The organism is Mycobacterium sp. (genome assembly GCF_050701515.1).
Taxonomy (GTDB): Bacteria; Actinomycetota; Actinomycetes; order Mycobacteriales; family Mycobacteriaceae; genus Mycobacterium.
On record NZ_JBOGDB010000299.1, the window covers coordinates 1 to 21557 of the forward strand.

The following is a 21557-nucleotide window of genomic DNA, read 5'->3' on the forward strand; positions in this document are numbered from 1 at the left end:
GGTCACCGCTTACACCGGTAGCGCGTTGTCGCGTGGCGCGAGATCCCAATCCAGTTGGCGCGACGTGAAATACCAGCCACCCCGCTCGTAGATCAGCCGGTCGGTGTAGATACCGGTGGCACGAAGTTCGGCCCCGACGAACAGGAGTGCGATGCACTTCTGGGTTGCCTCGACGCCGTCGACGGAGATCTCGTGGTCGACGGTGACGAGCCGTTTCCCACCACCCCCGTTGAAGGCGGCACGCAGGTCGGTGAACGTCTCTCCGGCCCTGACCACAGTCGCACCCGAGTGCCGGAAGGTGGCCAGCCAGCCGGCGAGGTCGCCCGCGGAATAGAGCCGGTTGTACCGCGCGGTCAAGTCGAGGATGGCGGCGCGCCCCGCCAGTCCGTCGAGCACGAACTGTTGCTGGTAGGTCATGGTCATCTGCGTTCTCCCGTCTAGCGACTCAGCACGTATCCGTTTGCTTCCCTGTCCCAGGCTCCTTCGCCAAGTCCCCTGGCCCGCAGCACGTCCTTGCGGACGCGTCCGATCACGTTCTTCGGGATTTCGTCGAGCACTTCCACGTACCTGGGCACACAGAAGTACGGCATGCGGGCCGAACAGAAGTCGAGCAGGTCCACGTGATCCAGCTGGGCATCCGGCCGCATCGTGACGACGACGAGAATGTCGTCCTCGCCGAGCTCGCTGGGGATGCCGACCGCGGCGGCCTCCAGTACGGCGGGATGACGCATCACCGTCGTCTCGACCTCCACCGACGACACATTCTCGCCGCGTCTGCGCAGCGAGTCCTTCACCCTGTCGACGTAGGTCAGGTTCTGGTCGTCGTCCAGGCTGCCGAGGTCCCCGGTTTGAAACCATTCCGGGTGCGGGTCGACTTGCAGCCCGCCGGACGCGGACGACACATACCCCTCGCTCATCGCATGTGTCGTTCGTGCCCGGCAGGTGATCTCACCCACCTCGCCCGCGGCCAGCGGGCTGCCCTGCTGGTCGACGATGCGCACGTCGAACGCGGGGTTGAGCCCACCCGCGGTTCCCGGCACACCATCGTCGGAAACCGACTTGTACGCGATCGGGAAGGCTTCGGTCAGCCCGTACATGGTGACGATGCGGCAACCGTAGCGCCGCTCGATGTCACGGTAGATATCGGCTGAGATGGGTGCCGCCGACAGGAATCGCAGGCCGATCTCGGAATCGCGCGGCTCCGGCGGCAGGTTCCACAACATCGACACCATCGCACCCGCCCCCGCGAAACCCACGGCGCCGCACTCTCGTATCTCGTCCCATACCCGGCTCGGGCGGAATGCGACGGCGAGCACACTCGTTCCGCCGACCAGCATCGGCGCCAGCACGGTGGGTGCGGCGCTGAGGTGGAACAGCGGCATCGCGGTCCACAGCGCATCACCGGAACCGAACTCCCAGGCCGACGCGACGGTGGCCGCCGCGCGAAACAGGTAGGGCCACGTCGTAGCCACCGCCTTGGACGGTCCGGTGGTGCCCGATGTGAAGAACAGCGCGCCGATGTCGTCCGGTTCGGCCGGCGACGCCGCGGGTGCGGTGGCCGAGGCACGGTCAAGGAGGTCATCTAGTGAATCACCCTGGACGAGTACAGATCTCAATGTCTCAATGCTGTCGGCCACCTCGGTTACGCGGGCGTGCCTCTCGGCGTCGGTGATGACGACCACGGCTTTTGACAGTCGCAGGGCATGGGTGAGGAAATCGCCCTTGCTGGCCGCGTTCACCGCGGCGGCCACCGCGCCGATCCGCGCGGCGCCGAGCCAGAAATACACCCATTCCGGACACGTGCCGGTGAACAGTGCGACGCTCTCGCCCCGTCTCACACCGAGTCCGGCAAGCACATTGGCCGCGGCGCAGGACCGGTCGCGCATCTGGGCGAAAGTCACCGGCGTGCCGGCGATCGACATCATCACCCGGCCGCCGATCTCCTCGGCGCGCCGATCGAGAACCGCCGGAACGATGAATTGGTCGACGCCGAACGCGGCGGGATCGATACCCTCAGCACCCACCCGTCCGGCGGGCATCAGGCACTCGCTGCCGCCGGGTCCGGTGAACCGTCGGCCGTGTACCCGAAGTCGTCCGGCGCCGGCGCTGTGCCGGGATAGAAGCGATGCGCCCATCGCCGCAGCGCCGCGTAGTCACGGGCCTCTTCCGGCGCCAGATTCGGCTTCTCCAGGTACTTCATGTTCTCCCAGGTGAAGAAGTCCTGCTTGATGACTTCCTGCTGCAGCGCCAAGAACTTCTCGGCGCGGCCGGTGGGCTTGTCACCGGTGTCGCCGGGCTCGCGAATCGACGCCTGGGTGTAGAAGTAGTCCGTGTAGTCCTCGTCCACCGGGGTCTGGCCCGTCACCTGGACGGTCGCCACCAGGTCCGAGGGGAAGCGCACGATACCGAGGCCCAGCGAGTAGTTGTCGTAGATGATCTTCGCCTCGACGGGGCCGTCGGGTGTCAGCCACGTCTTCGCCCGTCCCCCACCGAAATCCGCGTTCACGGTGGCGTGCAGGTGGTAACCGCTGACCTCGAACGAGGCGGTGTTCGCGGGATTGGCGGCCTTGTGCACGTACTGCACGTGGTAGGGGTCGGCCGCGTTCTCGATGATCATCTGCGGATGTACCTTGACGCGGTTGACCATCCGGGTGTGCGGGTGAAGGGGGTAATACTCACCGGTCTCGAGTTCCGGCAGCACCGGGGGCTGCCAGTACGGTGCGCGGCCATGACGCTCGTGCCACACCAGGATGAAGCCGTACCAGTCCATGCTGGGGTAGGTGCGGATGCGGACGTTCTGCTTGCAACCGATCTTGCTGTACGGGATCAGCGCGTTGGTGCCGTCACCGTTCCAGTGCCATCCGTGCCATGGGCAGACGATCTGTTCGCCTTCGACGGTCCCGCCCACACCCATGTTCGCGCCCAGATGCTGGCAGTACGCGTCCAGCACGTTGATCTGCCCGGACTCGGTCCGGAAGATCACCAGTTCCTCGCCGAAGTAGTGCGCGCGCCTGACCTGCCCGGGAGCCAACTCGGAGGCGAACCCGACGATGAACCAGCCCGTCGGGAACCGGTATGTGGAGAGGCTGATCCCGCTCGGCCCGAATTCGCGTTCCGACGGATCGAGGGTCGAGTCAGAAGCCGTATCCGTCATGCCTACTCCGTCCGCGCACGCAACAGGCCAGGTCACCGAACCTGTCCGTTGCCTATTTTTACTATTTTAGGCATTCTAGGTCAAGCCCAGCGAAACGAGGACTGGCGGCGCGCACGCGAGGAGCGAAAAAGCAGATGCCCACGACTACTCCGGTCGATCTGTCGGATTCCGCGTTGTGGCGGAACGGTTTTCCCGACGACCTCTTCGCCGAACTGCGCCGCGAGCGGCCGATTTTTCACCACGAGCTGACCGACGGCGTGGCCAAGACCGTCAAGCGCGACTTCTGGATGACCACCAAGCACCGGCACGCGCAACGCATCCACCGCGACACCGAAAGTTTCACCGCCGTCGACGGGCCACTGATCCAGGGAGTGGGGGTCGTCGGCTCAGCGCCGACCATCATCAACATGGATCCGCCCGACCTGACCAAGCGGCGACGGGTGATGTCTCACGCCTTCACCCCGCGGGCCATCGGCAAGCTCGAGGACGGCATCCGGGCGCGCGCCGCATCGATGATCGACCGGCTGCTGGCGGCCGGCGGGGGTGACTGGATCGAAGACGTCGCCGACGTGCTGCCGATGTCGGTCATCGGCGACATCATCGGCATACCCGACGAAGACCGGCCGGAGATCTTCGACACGCTCGATCGCATCCTGAAAGCCAATTCACCGGATATGCGGTTGACCGAGCAGGAGCATCTCGCGCTGTTCGGGAAGATCTTCGGCTATGCGCTCGAGCTCACCGCGGAGAAGCGGCGCAACCCGGCCGACGACATCTGGAGCACGCTGACCTCCGCGGTCGTCACCGACGAGAACGGCGAGCAGCTGTCCATTCCCGCCAACGAGCTCGAGATCTTCTTCTTCGTGATCGCCTTCGCCGGCAGCGACACCACCAAGAACGCGCTGGCGTCCGGGCTACAGGCGTTCGTGGCCAACCCGCAGGAGATCGAGCGGTACCGCGCCGATGAGGCGATCCGGCCGCGCGCCGTCGAAGAGGTGCTGCGCTGGTCGTCGCCGGTCGCGTTCTGGACGCGCAGCACAAAGGTCGACGTGGAGATGGACGGTCTCACCATCCCGAAGGGCGACCGGGTGGTGGCGATGTTGCGCTCGGCCAATCGTGACGAAGAGGTGTTCGACGATCCGTTCACGTTCGACATCGGCCGCACCGACAATGCGCACGTGGCGTTCGGCGGCGGCGGACCGCACCACTGCCTGGGCGCGATGCTGGCCCGCGCCGAGATCCGCGCGGTGCTCGACGAATTGCTCTGCCGCGCCGACGACATCGGCCTCGGCCTGCCGAAGGTCGCCTACCCCAGCCTGACGAACAACATGTCGATCTTCGACGAGATGGCGATATCCCTGACGCCGCGATAGGGCCTCATAGCCCTTGCGGGCGGGTGCCGATGACGCCTTCGGCGGTCAGCCGATCGAGATCGGAGTCGGTGAGCCCACACAGCTCGGCCAGCACTTCGCCGTTGTGCTGACCGAGCGTCGGCGGGGTCCGCAACAGCCACTGGTCTGCGCCGTCGAGGCGGCCGAACGGCGGACACGGGTACAGGCCGGGCCCGGTTCGCGGATGCTCGAGGCGCTCGAAGAAACCGCGGTGCATCAGTTGTGGGTTCTCGGTGACCAACGACGGCGAAACGACCACGGCCGCTGGGATTCCCGCTTTCGCAAGACCTTCCACGGCTGCCTCGGCATCCTGCGCGGCCAACCACTCCTGGGTATCCGACCCGCCGGCCAGTTCTGCCAACGCATTCCGTTCTTTCTCGGTGCGCACGCTCACCGCGACCCAGTCGTCCTCGCCCCTGCACCGATAGATGTCCTGCAGTGCGGCGGGGTGGCCTTGATTGCCACGTCGCTCCAAAATCCGGCCGAATACCTCGAATTCCATTGTCTGCACGGCGGTCACATTGAGCACCGTCTCGACCATCGGAACCTCGACGAGCTGGCCGCGGCCGGTTCGATCGGCGAACTCCAGCGCCGCGAGCAACGCGAACGCCGCATGCGCCCCGGCGAGTGGATCGCACGCACCGCGCGGTGCGACGGGAGGACCCTCGGGCAGCCCGGTCACCCAGGCCAGGCCGGCGATCTGCTCCATCGTCGGCGCGAAGCCGACCCGGTCCCGCCACGGGCCGGTCAATCCGAACGCCGGCATCCGCATCACCACCAGGCGCGGATTGAGGTCGAGCAAGGCATCCGCCCCCAGCCCGAACTGCTCCATCACCCGCGGCGAGAAGTTCTCGACCACCGCGTCGGCCTGGCTCACCACTTCCTTGACCAGGCGGATGCCGTCCGCGGACTGCAGATCCAGGGTGATCGACCTCTTGTTGGTGTTCATCGCGTGGAAGACCCAGCCGTACTCCCACCAGTCCTCGACGTCGTTGCGCATCCCACCGGAGTAGCGGATTCCGTCGGGCCGCTGGATCGACTCGACCTTGATCACGTCCGCGCCGAACGCCGCCAATGAATGTGTCGCCGCCGGGCCGGCCCAGAACGCCGTGAAATCAACGATCCGGACGCCTGCGAGCGGCAGTTCACCCGATGGCGCGGCGGCTGCGGATTCCCTTGGCTGCCAGACAGAGTCGCCATCGGCATCGCCGACCGTCGGCGCGTTGCGGATGGGCGCCGGTCGAGCCGCCGACATCAGCCACGGGGCACGTGGTTGCCGGAATCCCGCCGGGTTGTCCAGGTAGACGCCACGCGCCTGCAAATGATCCATCTGCGGGATCGTCGAGCCGTTGCCGAGCGGGGCCAGCGGCAACCTGAACAGCTGGCCGAGTTCGACGATCTCATCGACGGTGCGCTCGCGCATCCACGGGTCGATCCGCTCCCGTATCCAGTCGCGGTAGTCCCATCGCCCGATCTGAAAGCGCAGCTGGGGAATCTCGGTGAATTCCGGGCAATCCACCATCGCGGCAAAATCCAGCCACTGCTGGCCGGTCACCATGCTGATACCGACGTAGCCGTCCTTCGCCGGCTCGATCGACGGCACCTCGACAGAGCGCTTGACGGGCGGCACCTGCAGCAGCTGCGAGTGCAGCCATTCGCCGCTCTGCATCAGCGTCACCGCCTCGAGCATGGACGTGTCGAGGTGCGCCCCGGGGCCACCGCGGCGGACCCTGCGCCGCAGCGCCAGCGCCCCGTATGCGGCCCATGCGCCGCCCATGTACTCGCCCAGGTCGCCGCCGATCGAGATGGGCGGGCCGGCCGGATCGCCGCGGAAGCCGGTGCAGCCGGAGGCGGCCTGCAGGGTGAACTCCGTTGCCGGGCGCTCGGACCACGGGCCGGTCCAGCCGAAATCGGAGATCGTCACGACGACACACCCGGGCGCGATCTCGAGCAGCCGCCGCGGATCGATACCCCGCTCGGCCGCGGCGGACCGGCCCGCGGTCAGGACCACGATGTCGGCGCAGGCCAGCAGTTCGTCGGAACAGCTTGTGACGCTGCGCTTCCCGGCATTGAGATAGCTGAACAGGGGTGCATCGGTCCCGGCGGCAGGCACCGAACCCGTCGCACTGTATCGGCGGAACGGGTCCCCGGCCACCGGTTCGACCTTCACCACGTCGGCGCCCGCGTCAGCCAGTAGCTTGCCGCAATAGCCGCCGGCGATCCGATCGCTGATCTCCACGACGCGCAGATCATCCAGCGGGGTAGCCGCTACGTCGGTCAACCGCACAACCTCCCGGGTTTCTTTGTCATCTTAGTAACTTTTGACAGATAGCGACCCCGTAGACCCCTGGTAGAGCGTCTATCGCTGTTAACATTGCCAAGAAATGACCACACTGGGAATAGGCCCCGAGGCTCGACGCCGGCTAGGGGCGCGCAGGACCGCCGAGATCGTCGCGGATGAACTTCGCAGGCAGATCATCGACGGCGAACTCACCGACGGCGACCTGTTGCCGCGTCAGGAAGTGCTCGTCGAGCAGTTCAACGTCAGCCTGGTGTCACTGCGGGAAGCCTTGCGAATCCTCGAGACCGAGGGCCTGGTATCGGTCCGCCGCGGCAACCGCGGCGGCGCCGTCGTGCACGCGCCGGCCAAGGCGAGCGCGGCCTACATGCTGGGCCTGCTGCTGCAGAGCGACACCGTCCCGCTGGCCGATCTCGGCACCGCGCTGCAGGAACTCGAGCCGATGTGCGCAGCCCTCGCGGCACGCCGCCCGGATCGCGGGAAGTCACTCATCCCCAAACTCAAAGAAATCAACGAATCGATGGCCGAGCACATCGAGGACGGCGCCCGGTTCACCGAGATCGGCGGCCAGTTCCACGACGAGATCGTGCGTGGCTGCGGCAACCACACGATGATCGCGGTGGTCGGCAGCCTGGAGACGTTGTGGACCGGCCATTTGAATTGGTGGGCCCAGGAAACCGCCGCGCGCGGCGAATACCCGTCGATGAGCAAGCGCCGGATTGCGCTGAGCATCCATAACAAGATCACCGACGCAATCGAATCCGGCGACGGCGAGCGCGCCCGTAAGCTGGCGGCCCGCCATATCGCCGACACCCAGACGTACTTCAGCGCGGGCGATCCCGAACAGCGGATCGTGGCGCTCTCGCCGCAAGCGCTGGCGCGACGCCAGCGCTGAAAGGTGCTGCGTGCGTACGGCCTTGATCACCGGTGGCAGCGGCGGAATCGGAGAGGCCTGCGGCCGCAAGCTCGCTGGGCTCGGCTACGACGTGATCCTCACCGCACGACGCGAGGAGCCGCTGCGCGCGGCGGCGCAAGAAATGGGTGCGCGCTATGTTGTCGCCGACGCAACCGATCCGGATAAGTTCGCGCCGGCGGTTGAGGCGGCCGGCGAGATCGACCTGCTTGTGCATGCGTCGGGAGTTCTCGGCGGAACCTACGCGCGCAAGCAGACTTTCGAGCAATGGCGCGCGACGATATCGGCCAACCTGGATTCGTGTTTCGTCGTGACATCCGCCGCGCTGCCGAGAATGAAGGCGGGCTCGCGCTTCGTGTTCGTCTCCTCATCGGCCGCCCACGAGCCGATGCGGGCGAGGACGGCGTACTCGGCGTCGAAGGCGGGCATGAACGCATTCGCGGGCGCGCTGGCTCAGGAGGTCGATCGCGACGGCATCAACGTCCACATCGTCACACCCGGGCCCGTCGAGACCGACATGCTGCAGGACGTCCCGTTCGAGATGTACGCGATACGGGCCGCCGACGTCGCCGAGGCGATCGCATGGCTGGACACCGTCGACCCGTCCGTGGATCTGCCGGAGATCAGACTGCACGCGGTCACCCGGGGGCCCGCGGCACGGGCCCCGGTCGTACCGCTCGAGGTCGAGCGCCGCACCAAGTAGCGATGGCGGCGCGATTTCCGGCGCTGACCGCCGCTGAGCGCGCCGAAATCGCAAGTCAGCGGCGAGGGCGGAACTGCGGTAGCGCGAAGTCTTCTCGTTGTTCGAACACCACCTCCATCGGTAGCCCGCATCGCAATTCGTCGGGATCGGCTTCCACGATGTTCGTCAGGATCCGCACGCCCGGCGCGTCGTCGAGTTCGGTGAGACCGATGATCATCGGCACGGCATCGACGAAACCGGGATGGAACGGCTGGCGCAGGATGGTGAACGCGAACAGAGTCCCGCGACCGCTCACCTCGACGGCGACGGGAGTACCTTCCGCCCCGCCGGGTACTTCCGGTACCGGGCTGGGCGGGTGCTGCCGGATGTCGGTACCCTCGAAGCCCTGGATCGCCAACCTACCCTCTTTCGCGCTGTCCCAATAGAACCGGGTGACCGGGTCGGGAATCGGGACCGGTCGCACGTTGAGTTCCACTACTGCCCTTCGTTCTCGGCCAGATACACCTGTGCCTCCATCTGATGAAAGATCCGATACCGCTCGCCGCGCCGAATCAACAGCCAGGTGATCCAACTGGCCCCCGCACGCTCGAGGGACGACTCCCTGCACATCAGCCGCCACCGGCTGAGCAGGACCGCGCGCACCACCGCGTCGCCGACCACGTCGAACGAGTGAAGTGTCGATGACACGGACGCCGACTTGACCCGGCTTGCGACCCTCGCCCAGTGTCGGTCGAGGTCGTCCTCGCCGACCAGCGGTTCCGCGTATTCGTCTGCGAGATAAATCGGCGCCGGGCTCTGCTGCTCCCAAAGAGCTGCCAAGCCTACAAAATCCAGTCCGGACCAGCACTTGTCGTAGTCACGGACCAGCTCGGTCAGGGCAGAATCGAGGGCGTGGTCGTCAGTTTGCGGCATCACCGACGCCCGGCTGTTCTCCCGGGAGCGCCTTGACCGTCGATGGCAGGCGGTAAAGGGCCGTGGCGTTGCCCCGCATGATGCGCTCACGCGCCTCCGGCGGGAACCGCTTGACCGCCCATGCCGGTGAGTCGTAACTCCAATGCGGGTAATCGGTCGAGAACATCAGGCAGTCACCGAGGTCCATCATCTCGATGTAGCGCCGGTAGGTGCCGACGTCGACATCTTCCAGCGGTTGCGTGGTGAAGCGCACGTGGTCGCGCACGTAATCGGACGGCTTGCGGCGCACGTGCGGCAGGTCGGCCTTGCGCCGCTCCCAGATCCGGTCCATCCGCCACATCACCGGCATCGCCCAGGTGAAGCCACCCTCGACGAACACCACCCGCAAATCGGGATGGCGGTCGAATGCGCCGTCGAATACCAGGCTCATCAGATGCGACACATACAGCAGCGGCCAGGATGCGAAAAAGTCGTGCCAGTGCGCGGGGTTGCCGACGGGGTATATCGGGATCAGTTCGAACGGCGTCTGCCCCATCAAGTGGGTGGCGACCGGAAGACCGTTGCGCGCGGCGGCCTCGTACAGCGGATCGAAATGCGGGCTGCCGAACGGGATGCCACGGGTCTGGGGCGTCATCAGGATCTCGGCCATGTAGGGGTGACCGGCCCAGCGCTCGATCTCCCGCGCGGACAACTCGGGATCCTGTGCGGTCACGCTGATCGCCCCCCGCCAGCGCCCGTGCCAGTTGTTCTCTCCGAGCCACACGTCGGCCAGCCAGTCGTTGTGAGTGGCTTTGAGCACGTGTTCGGCCTGCGGCAGCTGTGCGTCGCACATCGGTTCCAGCAGTGCGATGCTCACCCCCGCGTCGACCAGCAGTTGTTTGGCGGCGAAATCGGGATCGCTTCCCGCCACCCCGCCCCCGGGCGGACTGGCGTCCACGCGCAGCGACATCGTCTTGTACGAGTCCGGCGTGTCATAGAAGTGCGGAACCGGTGAGACCGCGTTACCCGTCGGCCAGAGCTTGTCCTTCCACTCCGCCGGCGCATATGACTTGAGCACGTCGGACGACACCGGCAACGGGTGCACGTCGGTATCGACGATCGTCACCGCGATGTCCTGACCGACCGCCACTTCTTGCTTGCCTTCGATGGTCGTCACGGGAGACTCCCTTCAAGTTCTAGCGCGACTCCGTACAGGTCGCTTGCATTGCGCCACAACACCTTTTCCCGCTGCTCACCGTTGAGCCCGTCGGCCATGGCGTCCGGACCCGACGTGGACCAGTGCGGGTAACTCGAGCCGTACATCAAAAGGTCGGCCTTGTCGGTGAGGTCCATCCACCGTTCGACCAGGCTCTCGTCGGTGGGCCCGTCGAACGCCGATGAGCAGAACCGCACGTGGTCGCGCAGATACTCGCTCGGATAGCGGTCGACCCAAGGGGTTTGGTCCCGCATCGACATCCAGAAGGTGTCGAGCCGCCACATCAGCGGGGTGAGGATGTCGTAGCCACCGTCGGCGAACACGAATCGCAGATCCGGGTGCCGGCCGAACATTCCCTCGATGATCAGTGTCGCCAGGTGGACGAACGAGTTCAACGGCATGAAGGCCGCGTACCCGGGATAGGTGTGGGCGTGACCCGCGAACGTGGGCGCGTGGTCGACGCCGTTGCCGCCGTTGATGTGCACGGCCACCGGCAAGCCGTGCGCGGCGGCCGCTTCCCAGATCGGTTCGAACATCGGCTTGCCGTAAGGCTCCCGGGACTGCAGCGGAACGCCGACCTGCACCATCTTCGGATGATCCGCCAACCGTTCGATCTCCGCGACGGCGCCCTTCACGTCCTCGGGGTTCACCCGGATCGTGCCGCGGAACCGGCCGGTGACGTCGGGGTCCAGCCAGCGGTCGAGCAGCCAGTCGTTGACCGCCGCGCAGATCCGGCTGTTCAGCAGGTAGTCGGCGATGTTGCCGCGCGTCAGCGGGTTCAGGATCGCGTAGTCGACGCCGTTGTCGGTGAACAGGTGCCTGGCCACGGTGTCGGGATCCGAGCCCGGATACCCCTCGCCGTACAGATCTTGGCGATAATCGCCGCCGGGGGCCTGGTACCACTGCTGCTCGACGTCCGGGATGGAGCGCAGCTTGTGCGCCGGCGCCAGATAGCGCCGGATCTCCGCGTTGTAGCGGAAATGTGGTTGGACATTCGCGTCGATGACTGGGCCATTCATGCGGTCAGGTACACCTGCCCGTCGGTGACGTCCACCTCGTAGGTGCGGACGCGCTTGTGTGGATCCGCGAGGTTTACCCCAGTGGTGATGTCGAACTCCCAGTTATGCCATGGGCATCGCGCAACGCGGCCTTCTCGCACGTACCGCACCTGGCCGGGCGATTCTGGGGCGAACTCGGTGGTGCCAACGACATATCCCGCGCACAACGGTGCACCTTCATGCAAGCAGTAGTTCGCAATCGCATACAGCGACCCATCGATGTTGTACACGCCCACACCGAACTTCCCTGCCTGCACCAGCTTCATGGTGCCCGGAGGCAGGTCCTCGATCGCACACACCGGTCGGCGCTGCATTATGTCCCTTCGGCTTTCCTTGACCTAGAATACCTAAAATAGTAAAGATAGGGCGATAGAGCCGCTAAACGCTGCCGCCCCGGGAGGCACAGGTGACGATCAGCACCGATTCGCAGGATCAGTCCAATGTCCCGGACGTAGTGAGCGATCCGTACGCCTTCTTCGAGTACAGGCGCAACACGACGCCGGTGTGGCGCGGCACGCTCATGGAGAGCGATCTGATGCCGCCGGAGCTCAAGAACTCGGAAAACTGGACGTTGTTCGATTTCGAGAGCGTCTTCACGGCCTTCCGTGAGGACGAGGTGTTCGGCTCGGAGATGTACAACAACACGATCGGCCTCGTCTTCGGGCCGACGATCCTCGGCATGCATGGCAAACAGCATCACGACCATCGCAGTTTGGTGGCGAAGGCCTTCCGGCAGAGCGCGCTCGCACAGTGGGAGCCCGAGGTGATCGACCCGATCTGCGATCAGCTGGTCGACGAGTTCAAGGACGACGGCGAGGCCGACCTGGTCAAGGCGGTGACGTTCGAGTTCCCTACCCGCGTGACCGCTTCGCTACTGGGATTGCCGCAGGAGGATCTGGAGATGTTCCGGCGGCTGTCGCTGCAACTGATCTCGATCACCGAGGACATCGAAGCGGGTCTGAACGCCTCGGTCGAACTGGGCACCTACTTCCAAGAGCAGGTGGACCAGCGCCGCAGCAAGTTGACCGACGACGTCATCGGCGACCTCGTCGCCGCGGAGATCGACGGCGAGAAGCTCACCGACGAAGCGATCATCTCCTTCTTGCGGCTGCTTCTCCCCGCGGGGCTGGAGACCACCTATCGCTCCTCGGGAAACCTGCTGCAGCTGCTGCTGACGCATCCCGATCAACTCAAGACGCTGCAGCAGGATCGGGATCTCATTCCGGCCGCGATCGAGGAAGGGATTCGGTACGAGACCCCGTTGGTGCTGGTGGCGCGGAACACCACGCGCGATGTCGAGATGCATGGCATGACGATCCCCGAGGGCGCCCAGGTCAACCTGTGCATGGGTTCGGCCAATCGCGACGGGAATCGATGGGAAAATCCCGACGTGTTCGACATCCACCGACCGCGGCGCGCGCACATCTCGTTCGCGGGCGGAATCCACAGCTGCCTCGGCATGCACCTCGCTCGGGTGGAAACCAAAGCAATGCTGACCAGCCTCTTCGACCGCGCGACGGACTTCCAGCTCCTGGCCGACGACGACACCAAGATCGTCGGCATGCCGTTCCGCTCGCCCAGGCACCTTCCCGTCACCTTCCGTCCCGTCGCATGAAAAGCCGGGCGGCGATCCTGCACGACGTGGGTGAACCGTGGTCGGTCGAGGAGTTCGAGCTCGATCCACCGCGCGCCGGCGAGGTGCTCGTCGAGATGGCCGCCGCCGGGCTGTGCCACTCCGACGAGCACATCCGAAACGGGGACATGTCCGCGTCCAACGAGGTGATGGAGGCGTACGGCCTGCCCTCGATGTTCCCGATGATCGGCGGCCACGAAGGCTCGGGGGTCGTGCTCGAAATAGGCGAGGGTGTGTCGGAGTTCGCGCCGGGTGACCACGTAGTGACGTCGTTCGTCGCGGTATGCGGCCGGTGCCGATGGTGCAACTCGGGGATGGAGTACATCTGCGATATGGGTGCGCAGGTGATGATTCCCGGTATGCCCACGGACGGGACGTTCCGCCATCACATGCTCGACGGTCGCCAACTGGGCCACCTGTCCAAGGTCGGTGCGTTCGCGAAACACACTGTGGTTTCCACGGACTCGATCGTCAAGATCGACCCACACCTGCCATTGTTCCCAATGGCGCTGCTGTCGTGCGGGATTCCGACCGGATACGGTTCTGCGGAGAACCGTGCCAAGGTGCGAACCGGCGACACGGTCGTCGTCATTGGGGCCGGGGGCATCGGCACCGGGGCGATTCAGGGTGCGCGCATCAACGGGGCCGCGCAGATCATCGCGGTCGACCCGGTAGAGTTCAAGCAGAAGTCGGCACTGGGATTCGGTGCCACACAAAGTGTTTCGACTACGGAGGAAGCCGCCGACCTGGTCCGCGACCTGACCAGTGGGGTGATGGCAGACAGCGTGATCGTCTCGCCCTCGCTCATCGCGGGTGAGGATGTGCAAGCGGCGCTGAGTCTGACGCGAAAGGGCGGAACATGTGTGCTGACCGCTATGACGAAGCAGACAACGAGTTCGATCGCGATCAACCTGCAGGAGTTCATCCTGTGGAACAAGAACCTCGTCGGCACGGTGTTCGGGTCGTGCAATCCGAGAGTCGACATCCCCCGGTTCGCTCGGCTCTACGAGTCGGGGCAGCTGCAGCTCGACGAGATGATCACCAGACGCTACCGGCTCGACGAGATCAACGACGGTTACCGCGACCAGCTGAACGGCGAGATCGTCCGCGGCATCATCGATTTCAGTCTTTGACCTGAGTTCCGCTTAGGCGAGCCATCCCGCGCAGCATCCAGGGTGCCCGCCTGGCCACCACCTCCACGGCGCGGTCCGACCGTCGCATCGCAGTCCGTCGGCCCGGGGTGGGCGCTGACGCCAGTTCCGCTTCGACAGATCCCGCGCGCGGGCCAGCGCGATCGACCGCCAGGAGCTGCCACGTGCCGGGCACGCCACGCAACTCGACGATGCCGCGGTCCTCGAAACCCGTGCCCGATCCGACAACCAGGTCCCGGACCGTGCTTGAGACGAGGATCTCGCCCGCGCCGGCTTGACCGAGAATTCGCGCCGCGATGTGCACGGCGATCCCCCCGATGTCGGCTTCCAGCAATTCACATTCACCCGTGTGAATGCCTTCGCGGATGTCGATGCCCAGCGTCTCGGCGCCATCGCGCAATGCCTCGGCGCAGCGGATGGCCTGCGTCGGGCCGTCGAACGTGATGAGGTGACCATCGCCGGTCCCTTTCACCACCGTGCCACCGAATTGGTCTGCGAGATCGGCGGTGATCTCACCAAAGCGGTGGAGCACCGCCCGCCACCGCTCGTCGCCAGTGGCTGCGGCTTGTTGCGTCGACGCGACTATGTCGGTGAACAGCACGGTGCGCAGAGCGCGATGTGACTGCGGTGGCGCCGCATGGCTACCGGTGAGGAACTTCTCGATCTCGTTCAAAATCGCATCGGGGTCGGTGAACCATGGCGCGTGGTCGACGCCGTCCACCTCGAGCATCTGCGCGCCGGGAATGTGGTCGGCGAGGTAGCGACCGCACTGCACCGGAATGCCGACGTCGTCATGGGCGTGGGTGACAAGGGTGGGCACGGTGATCGTCGGCAGGATCGGCCGGACGTCGATCCAAAACATCGATTCGAGTGTCGCGCGCGCCATCCCCGGGCTCGCGCTCATGCGCTCCAGCATTCCCAGCTGGCGTATCGACCCCATCGACGGGATCAGAGACTTGAGCGCGACGCCGCTACCCCACTCCGAGCGGACGGCGCGGCCGAGCTTCTGGATGCGGGCGATCTGCTCCACCGAGGGCGTGTAATCCTCACCCAGCTCGGGCAGGACGCGGGCCCGAAGCTCGGCCGGGTCGCCGTCCACTATGTCCCAGCCCTCCGTTCCCATTCCCACATAGGAGAACGTGCTGGACAGGATCAACGCGCGCGCCCGCTGCGGTCGGGTAGCCGCGAAGACGATCGCGGCCGGGCCGCCCTCACTCAATGCGAGGATCGCGGCGCTGGAAAACCCGGCGCCGTCCATGACGGCCTCGATCTCGGCCGCCCGATCATCGAGGTTGCGAACTTGCGGGACCGGGTCCGACAGCCCGACTCCGGCCTTGTCGAACAGCAGGACGCGACAGAAAGTTGAAATCTGATCAAAGAACGCCTTGAACTCGGGCTGGGTCCAGAACAGCTCGACGTGGCTGGCGAACGGCCCGGCGACGACCAACTCGACGGGTCCGTCGCCGACCACCTGGTACGCCAGGCTGAGATCGCCGCAGGATGCGTAGGCCGTCTCCCCCACGGCCTGAGCGTACCGACGCGAGACATCACGGCGCCGAAATCGACGAAATGGCGCAATCCACTCGCACTTTCTCGCCCAAACGTCCGTTTGGGCGAAAGGGTCACAGGATGCGTGAAGCTCGGCCCTGCCAGTAGCGTTCGCGAATTCGCCTCTTGTAAAGCTTGCCGTTCGGATCGCGGGGCAATGCGGCGTCGAACTCCACCGTGCGCGGACATTTGTAGGTGGCCAGGCTCGTTCGGCAGTACTCGATCAGCTCGGCCTCAAGTTCCGGCCCGGCCGCGACGCCGTCCACCGGTTGCACGACGGCCTTGACCTCCTCGCCGAACTCGTCATTCGGAACTCCGAGTACCGCCGCATCGACGAGCTTGGGGTGCATGACGAGTAGGTTCTCCACCTCCTGCGGGTAGATGTTCACCCCACCCGAAACGATCATGAACGTCGACCGGTCGGTGAGGTACAGATAACCGTCGTCGTCGACATACCCCATGTCCCCCAGCGAGCGCCAACCCCGTTCGTTGGAGACCGACGCCGTCTTCTCGGGATCCTTGAAGTACTCGAATTTGGGTCCACCTTCGAAATAGAGCTCACCGGACTCCCCGACGGGAAGCTCCACCCCGTCGTCACCGACCACGTGCACGGTGGTGAACGGTTTGCCGACCGAGCCGGGGTGCGTTAGCCACTCCTCCGGCCCGATGATCGACCCTCCGAATCCCTCTGTCCCCCCGTAGTACTCGTGAATGATCGGCCCGAACCACTTCATCATTTGGTGCTTGACGTCCACTGGGCACGGGGCCGCGGCGTGGATCACGCACTGAAGACTCGAGACGTCATAACTGCGGCGGACCGCCTCGGGCAGCTTGAGCATGCGCACAAACATGGTCGGCACGAACTGTGCGTGGGTTACCCGTTGGGTCTCGATCAGCCGCAGGACGGCCTCTGCGTCGAACTTGCGCATCAGGATCGAGGCTGCGCCGACGCGATGCACCGCCATGGTGTAGTTGATCCCTGCCGCGTGGTAGAGCGGCGCCGGGGAGAGATACACGCTCGAGTCCGTCATGCCGTAGCGCTCGCGCAGGGCATACTCCAGGACCTTCTGCCCCCACGAGCCGTTCCCGTCTGAAGGGAGGGGCCGACGGACGGCCTTGGGGCGTCCGGTGGTGCCCGACGAGTAGAGCATCTCGGACCCGTCGGACATCGGCGGCGGCGCGCCGGCCGCGGCCAGCACGTCGTGGTAGCGGCGGAAGCCGGGCAGGCTACCGCCGACGCTGATGTGGACATCGACACCGGCGTTCGCTTCCAGAATCCGGGCGCCGAGGTCGGCCATCGACGCGTCGATGAACACCGCCTTCGCCTCGGAGTCATCGATGACATAGGCGATCTCGTCCGGGGTGAAATGGGTGTTCACTGCGCTGTAGTACAGCCCGGAAAGCTGGCAGCCCCAGGTGATCTCGAAGAACTCCGGGCGATTCGGCAGCACGAGTACCACGCCGTCGCCAGGTCGCAGCCCGGCCTCGTGTAGGAGGGCGGCGACCCGTTGGCTCTTTGCGCACAGCTCGCCGTAGGAGGTCGACTCGCCATCCGCGACGATCAGGGCAGGCGAGTCCGCTGCCCCGGCCGCGTGGTCGGAGATGTTCAACTGGCGGCCTAGGTAGCCGCTTTGCCGTCCGCGGATGCCGCCGCCTGGCGTTGCGCCATCTCCGACGGCAGGATCTTGTCCTTGAACACCTGCTGGATCAGCTCCTGCACGTCCTTGCTGACCGACGCGAGCGCAACGAGGTCGTTGGAACTCTGCCAGTGCACCCGCATGCCCATCAGCTCCCACGCCCGCTTGAGGTTGGCCTTCGTCGCAAGGAGTGTGGTGAGCGGGGCCTGGGCGATGTGGCGGGCGATCGCGTCCACTCGGTCGTCGAGGTCCTCGAGCTTGACCACCTCGTTCACCAGGCCGACCTCCAGGGCCTTCTTGGCGTCGATCACCTCGGCGAGGTACAGGTAGTAGGCCGCGCGACGCCAGTTCATGAACACCCAGGGCTCGATCGAGCACTCGCCCGAGGGCATGCCGAACCCCTGCAGGGGTGGATACGAGAAGTAGGCGTCCTCCGAGGCGATGACGATGTCGGTGGTCAGCCCGTAGTGGGTGCCGCCACCGACGCAGTAGCCGTGCACCTGGGCGATCGTGGGCTTGGAGAACTCCCACAGATTCATGATCGGCTTGACGAACAGATCGGTCTGCGGCTTCCACGGCATGCCGGTGGCCTTGAACCCTTCGACGAACTCCGGATAGTCAACCGCGTTGTTGCCGATGGCGTGTCCCGAACAGAAGCCCTTGCCATTGGCCTTCAAGACCAGGACCTTGATGTCGTAATCGCGGTCGGCATCTCGAAGTGCGTCGTCGATCTCCTCAACCTGCTTCTGGTCCTGGGCGTTGGCCTTTTCCGGCCAGTTGAGCGTGATTTTCGCTATCGGCCCCTGCTTTTCGTAGATGATCCGTTCGCGGGTCTCGTTGAGATCCATATGTCTTTACCTTTCGTTATGACGTGATGACGCCGATTTCGGCGCCGATGTCGTAAACGGTCCCGACCTCTCCGGTCCATTGCACGGTGCCGGATGCACCGGCTTCGATCTCCTGTTCCACCTTCTCGGTGGCGATGACGTAAATCGGGGCGCCCTCCGTGACATGCTGTCCGCCCTCGACGAGCAGATCGACGAGCTCGGCTTCCGACACCGCCACCGAGACACGAGGAATGCGAATTATGAAGTCAGCCACGGGCTCCCGCTTCGACAAGGGTGCGTTGAGCGGCTTGGACAATGCGGGCCGGCGACGGGTACACCTGCGCCTCCAGCGCCGGCGCGGCCGGGGTCGGGACGAACCTCGCCCCGACGCGTTCGATGGGTGCCGCGAGCTCGTTGAAACACTCCGACTGCAGCGTCGCGGTGATTTCGGCTCCGGGACCGGCGAATTGCACCGCGTCGTGGACGACCACGGCTCGGCGCGTGCGACGCACCGAGGAGGCCATGGTCTCGACGTCGAGCGGGACGAGGGTGCGTAGATCGACGACCTCCGCGCTGACACCGTGCTCGTCCCGCAGCGTCTCCGCGGCGGCGAGTGAGTCGTGCACGCTGCGGCCATAACTGATCAGGCTCACGTCGGTGCCGGACCGTTTGATATCGGCTTGACCGAGCGGGATCGAGAACCCGGGATCGGTTGGGACGGAGCCTTTTCGGCCCTGCAGGCGGATCGTCTCGACGAACAGACACGGATCCTCGTCGAAAATCGCGGATGTCAAGAGTCCCTTGCCGTCCTGCGGGGTGGACGGGACAATGACCTTCATCCCGGGGATGTGCATAAACCAGGCCTCGAGTGTTTGCGAGTGCGTCGCGCCGGTGGCGAGCCCGCCGTAAACCTGGGTGCGGATGGTGATGGGCGCGGTCGTCCGGCCGGCGGTCATGAAGCGCAACTTGGCCGCGTTGTTGATGAGCTGGTCCGCGGCGATGCCGATGAAGTCCATGATCATGATCTCGGCCACCGGCAGCAGCCCGTCGATGGCCGCACCGATGGCGGCACCCACGATCGCCGCCTCCGAGATTGGTGTGTCCAGCACCCGGTCGTGTCCGTACTTCGTCGACAGGCCAGCGGTCGGGCCGGAGGCGCCGGGGTCGGCGATGTCCTCGCCGAGCAGGAACACCCGGTCGTCGGCCTCCATCGCCTGGTCGAGGGCGAGGTTCAGCGCCTCGCGCATCGACATCTCTTTTTCGTCCATGCTGTCTTCCTCAGACGGGGAACTTGATCGGGGTCGCGTACACGTCTTTCTCGAGTTCGTCGGCCGACGGAGCGTCCGCGGCCAAGACGGTCTTCAGCGCCGACTCGACCTCGGCGACCGCACCTTCGTCGATGCCGCTCAGCTCGTCATCGGTGCAGATGCCGTTGTCGATGAGGTGCCTACGGAACCGGGGAACGGGATCGGCTGCCATCGCCGTCTCCAGCTGATCCTTGGGGATGTAGGGCATCCGGTCGCCGAAGTAGTGGCCGCGGAAGCGGAACGTCACGCACTCGATGAAGGTCGGGCCGTCGCCGCGGCGCGCCCTCTGCAGCGCCTCGTCCAGCGCGGCCGCCACGGCCAGCGGGTCGTTGCCGTCGACACGAACGCCCGGCATCCCATAACCGGCGGCCCGGTCGGCGACCTGCTCGAGCTTCATCGTGTCGCCGGTGGGTGTCATTTCCGCGTAGAGGTTGTTCTGGCACACCAGGACCATCGGCAGGTCCCACAACGCGGCCATGTTCGCCGCCTCGTGAAAGGAGCCGGTGTTGGTCGCGCCGTCGCCGAAGCTGACGACCGTCACGCGGTCGAGCCCCTTGCGTTTCGCCGCCATCGCCAGCCCGACGGCCACCGGCGGCCCGGCGCCGACGATCCCGGTCGAGAGCATCACTCCCCGCTCCGGATTGGCGATGTGCATGGTGCCGCCCTTACCGCGGCTCGCGCCGACGGTGCGCCCCATCATCTCGCCGTAGATCTCTTCCAGCGGAACGCCTTTGCCGATCAGGTCGTGCAGCCCGCGGTAGGTCGTCACCAGCTGGTCGTCGTCGCGCAGCGTGACGCCCATCGCCGCGGCGATGGCCTCCTGCCCGCGCGACGGCCAGTACACGCACATGAACTCACCGGTGCCGATGCCCTTGGACAGCCGGTCGTCGGCCGCCTTCATCAACACCATCAACGCGTAGATGCGCCGCTGGACGTCTGCTGCTGCGGTCATTTTTCGTACGACCCGATCTCCCGGTAGACCTTCGGGATCGGCGGCGGCGAGTCCATGCTGAGGAACTTGAGCGAGGACATCTTGCCGCTCTTGCCGAGTTCACCCAGCCGCCCCACCACCGCGTCGAGGTCGTCGCAGTCGAGCTCGTAGATCGCGATGAACGGGCCCTCGCCGTCCGTCGGCGCGAAACGGCGCGCGGAGACGATCCCGTCGACCGAGCAGATCTCCGCCAAATGCGTGTCGTTGTACCACTTGTGGTACTCCTCCACGCGGTCCGGTGACACCGGCCTCGTCTCCAGATAGATAATCCCTCTGGCCATGTTCAACCCTCCTCTACCCGCCCGACCACGGCTTGACCTTGAGGAAGCCGCCGGCGTCGATGCGGAGCTGCTGGCCGGTGATGTAACGGGCCGCGTCGCTGGCGAGAAACACCACCGCCTCGCTGATGTCCTCGGGCTCGACGTAGGGAACCGGCATCGCCTGCACCACAGGGAAAACCGGTTCGGCGTCCTCGCGGGTGGGGTTCTTGAGGTCGGGCCGGAAGGCGCGGTACATCGGCGAACTGTGCAGCATGTCGGTGTTCACGTTCGTCGGGTGGATCGCGTTCATCCGGATGGAAAACGGGGCAAGCGCCCGCGCGAAGTCGTTGACGTAGTGTGCGCCAGCCAGTTTCGCGAACGCGTACCCTGCCCCGCCGGGACCGCCGTCGATGCCGCTGATGTTCATTGACGACATGAACGCCGCGTTTGAACCCGTCACGATGATCGACGCGCCGGCCTGCAGGTGCTTGAGGCTGGCGTGCACCAGGTTCAGAACACCGACCAGATCCACGTCGACCGCATCGGCGAACGCCTGCGGTGGTAGACCGGCGGTCAGC

At 65.6% G+C, this 21557-nt stretch carries 22 protein-coding genes; 5 read left to right on the forward strand and 17 right to left on the reverse strand.

Features of this window, described 5'->3' with window-relative positions:
• Nucleotides 1-9 precede the first annotated feature (9 nt).
• From ACRDU5_RS21940 to ACRDU5_RS21950, 3 genes are read right to left on the reverse strand one after another with little or no spacing between them, the layout of a single operon-like run.
• Nucleotides 10-423, reverse strand: coding sequence for a nuclear transport factor 2 family protein (locus tag ACRDU5_RS21940; RefSeq protein WP_526617099.1), 414 nt, complete (start codon nt 421-423; stop codon nt 10-12).
• 14 nt (nt 424-437) lie between these two features.
• Nucleotides 438-2039, reverse strand: a complete 1602-nt coding sequence (locus ACRDU5_RS21945; protein WP_526617120.1) for an AMP-binding protein — start codon at nt 2037-2039, stop codon at nt 438-440.
• Nucleotides 2039-3154, reverse strand: coding sequence for an aromatic ring-hydroxylating oxygenase subunit alpha (locus ACRDU5_RS21950; RefSeq protein WP_526617100.1), 1116 nt, complete (start codon nt 3152-3154; stop codon nt 2039-2041). Before ACRDU5_RS21950 ends, ACRDU5_RS21945 begins: the two co-directional genes overlap by 1 nt.
• A 134-nt stretch (nt 3155-3288) precedes the next feature.
• On the opposite strand from ACRDU5_RS21950, the gene ACRDU5_RS21955 reads away from it, so the two are divergent.
• Nucleotides 3289-4527: a cytochrome P450 gene (locus ACRDU5_RS21955; RefSeq protein WP_526617101.1), complete on the forward strand. Its 1239-nt coding sequence runs from the start codon at nt 3289-3291 to the stop codon at nt 4525-4527.
• A 4-nt stretch (nt 4528-4531) separates the two neighbouring features.
• Here ACRDU5_RS21955 and ACRDU5_RS21960 read toward each other — a convergent pair whose 3' ends face one another.
• Entirely contained in the window at nt 4532-6826 is a 2295-nt protein-coding gene (locus ACRDU5_RS21960) for a CaiB/BaiF CoA-transferase family protein (protein WP_526617102.1), read from the reverse strand.
• 103 nt (nt 6827-6929) lie between these two features.
• Here ACRDU5_RS21960 and ACRDU5_RS21965 point away from each other — a divergent pair, with 103 nt between their 5' ends.
• On the forward strand, nt 6930-7739 hold the full coding sequence (locus ACRDU5_RS21965) for a FadR/GntR family transcriptional regulator (protein WP_526617103.1): 810 nt from the start codon (nt 6930-6932) through the stop codon (nt 7737-7739).
• Between the two features lie 10 nt (nt 7740-7749).
• Entirely contained in the window at nt 7750-8460 is a 711-nt protein-coding gene (locus ACRDU5_RS21970) for an SDR family oxidoreductase (RefSeq protein WP_526617104.1), read from the forward strand.
• Nucleotides 8461-8515: 55 nt separating this feature from the next.
• Here the strand turns inward: ACRDU5_RS21970 and ACRDU5_RS21975 are convergent, their stop codons facing one another.
• Genes ACRDU5_RS21975 through ACRDU5_RS21995 form a run of 5 tightly spaced genes read right to left on the reverse strand, consistent with a single transcriptional unit; the run spans nt 8516 to nt 11939 of the window.
• Nucleotides 8516-8923, reverse strand: a complete 408-nt coding sequence (locus tag ACRDU5_RS21975; protein ID WP_526617105.1) for a Zn-ribbon domain-containing OB-fold protein — start codon at nt 8921-8923, stop codon at nt 8516-8518.
• A gap of 11 nt (nt 8924-8934) precedes the next feature.
• Nucleotides 8935-9372 carry a hypothetical protein gene (locus ACRDU5_RS21980; RefSeq protein ID WP_526617106.1) on the reverse strand — a complete coding sequence of 146 codons (438 nt, stop codon included), beginning with the start codon at nt 9370-9372 and terminating at the stop codon, nt 8935-8937.
• Nucleotides 9359-10528, reverse strand: a complete 1170-nt coding sequence (locus ACRDU5_RS21985) for an amidohydrolase family protein (protein WP_526617107.1) — start codon at nt 10526-10528, stop codon at nt 9359-9361. The genes ACRDU5_RS21980 and ACRDU5_RS21985 overlap by 14 nt, the downstream gene beginning before the upstream one ends.
• Entirely contained in the window at nt 10525-11586 is a 1062-nt protein-coding gene (locus ACRDU5_RS21990; RefSeq protein ID WP_526617108.1) for an amidohydrolase family protein, read from the reverse strand. Before ACRDU5_RS21990 ends, ACRDU5_RS21985 begins: the two co-directional genes overlap by 4 nt.
• Nucleotides 11583-11939 (reverse strand): Rieske (2Fe-2S) protein, encoded by a 357-nt coding sequence (locus ACRDU5_RS21995; RefSeq protein WP_526617109.1) that lies wholly within the window; start codon nt 11937-11939, stop codon nt 11583-11585. The genes ACRDU5_RS21990 and ACRDU5_RS21995 overlap by 4 nt, the downstream gene beginning before the upstream one ends.
• A 92-nt stretch (nt 11940-12031) precedes the next feature.
• Here ACRDU5_RS21995 and ACRDU5_RS22000 point away from each other — a divergent pair, with 92 nt between their 5' ends.
• Both ACRDU5_RS22000 and ACRDU5_RS22005 read left to right on the forward strand, forming a co-directional pair.
• Nucleotides 12032-13240 carry a cytochrome P450 gene (locus ACRDU5_RS22000; protein ID WP_526617110.1) on the forward strand — a complete coding sequence of 403 codons (1209 nt, stop codon included), beginning with the start codon at nt 12032-12034 and terminating at the stop codon, nt 13238-13240.
• Complete coding sequence (locus ACRDU5_RS22005; RefSeq protein WP_526617111.1) at nt 13237-14391, forward strand: Zn-dependent alcohol dehydrogenase; 1155 nt, start codon at nt 13237-13239, stop codon at nt 14389-14391. The genes ACRDU5_RS22000 and ACRDU5_RS22005 overlap by 4 nt, the downstream gene beginning before the upstream one ends.
• Here ACRDU5_RS22005 and ACRDU5_RS22010 read toward each other — a convergent pair.
• The 8 genes from ACRDU5_RS22010 to ACRDU5_RS22045 all read right to left on the reverse strand — a co-directional run.
• Nucleotides 14381-15931: an adenylate/guanylate cyclase domain-containing protein gene (locus ACRDU5_RS22010; protein WP_526617112.1), complete on the reverse strand. Its 1551-nt coding sequence runs from the start codon at nt 15929-15931 to the stop codon at nt 14381-14383. The genes ACRDU5_RS22005 and ACRDU5_RS22010 overlap by 11 nt on opposite strands.
• Before the next feature lie 100 nt (nt 15932-16031).
• Entirely contained in the window at nt 16032-17567 is a 1536-nt protein-coding gene (locus ACRDU5_RS22015) for an AMP-binding protein (protein ID WP_526617113.1), read from the reverse strand.
• An 8-nt stretch (nt 17568-17575) separates the two neighbouring features.
• Nucleotides 17576-18442 (reverse strand): enoyl-CoA hydratase/isomerase family protein, encoded by an 867-nt coding sequence (locus ACRDU5_RS22020; RefSeq protein WP_526617114.1) that lies wholly within the window; start codon nt 18440-18442, stop codon nt 17576-17578.
• Between the two features lie 16 nt (nt 18443-18458).
• Nucleotides 18459-18695, reverse strand: coding sequence for a biotin/lipoyl-containing protein (locus ACRDU5_RS22025; RefSeq protein ID WP_526617115.1), 237 nt, complete (start codon nt 18693-18695; stop codon nt 18459-18461).
• The gene (locus ACRDU5_RS22030; RefSeq protein ID WP_526617116.1) at nt 18688-19689 is read right to left on the reverse strand and encodes an alpha-ketoacid dehydrogenase subunit beta; all 1002 of its coding nucleotides are present in this window, start codon (nt 19687-19689) and stop codon (nt 18688-18690) included. Before ACRDU5_RS22030 ends, ACRDU5_RS22025 begins: the two co-directional genes overlap by 8 nt.
• 10 nt (nt 19690-19699) lie before the next feature.
• Nucleotides 19700-20680, reverse strand: a complete 981-nt coding sequence (locus ACRDU5_RS22035) for a thiamine pyrophosphate-dependent dehydrogenase E1 component subunit alpha (RefSeq protein ID WP_526617117.1) — start codon at nt 20678-20680, stop codon at nt 19700-19702.
• Entirely contained in the window at nt 20677-21000 is a 324-nt protein-coding gene (locus tag ACRDU5_RS22040; RefSeq protein ID WP_526617118.1) for a hypothetical protein, read from the reverse strand. Before ACRDU5_RS22040 ends, ACRDU5_RS22035 begins: the two co-directional genes overlap by 4 nt.
• Before the next feature lie 13 nt (nt 21001-21013).
• The coding region (locus ACRDU5_RS22045; protein WP_526617119.1) for an SDR family NAD(P)-dependent oxidoreductase at nt 21014-21557 on the reverse strand (544 nt) is incomplete at its 5' end.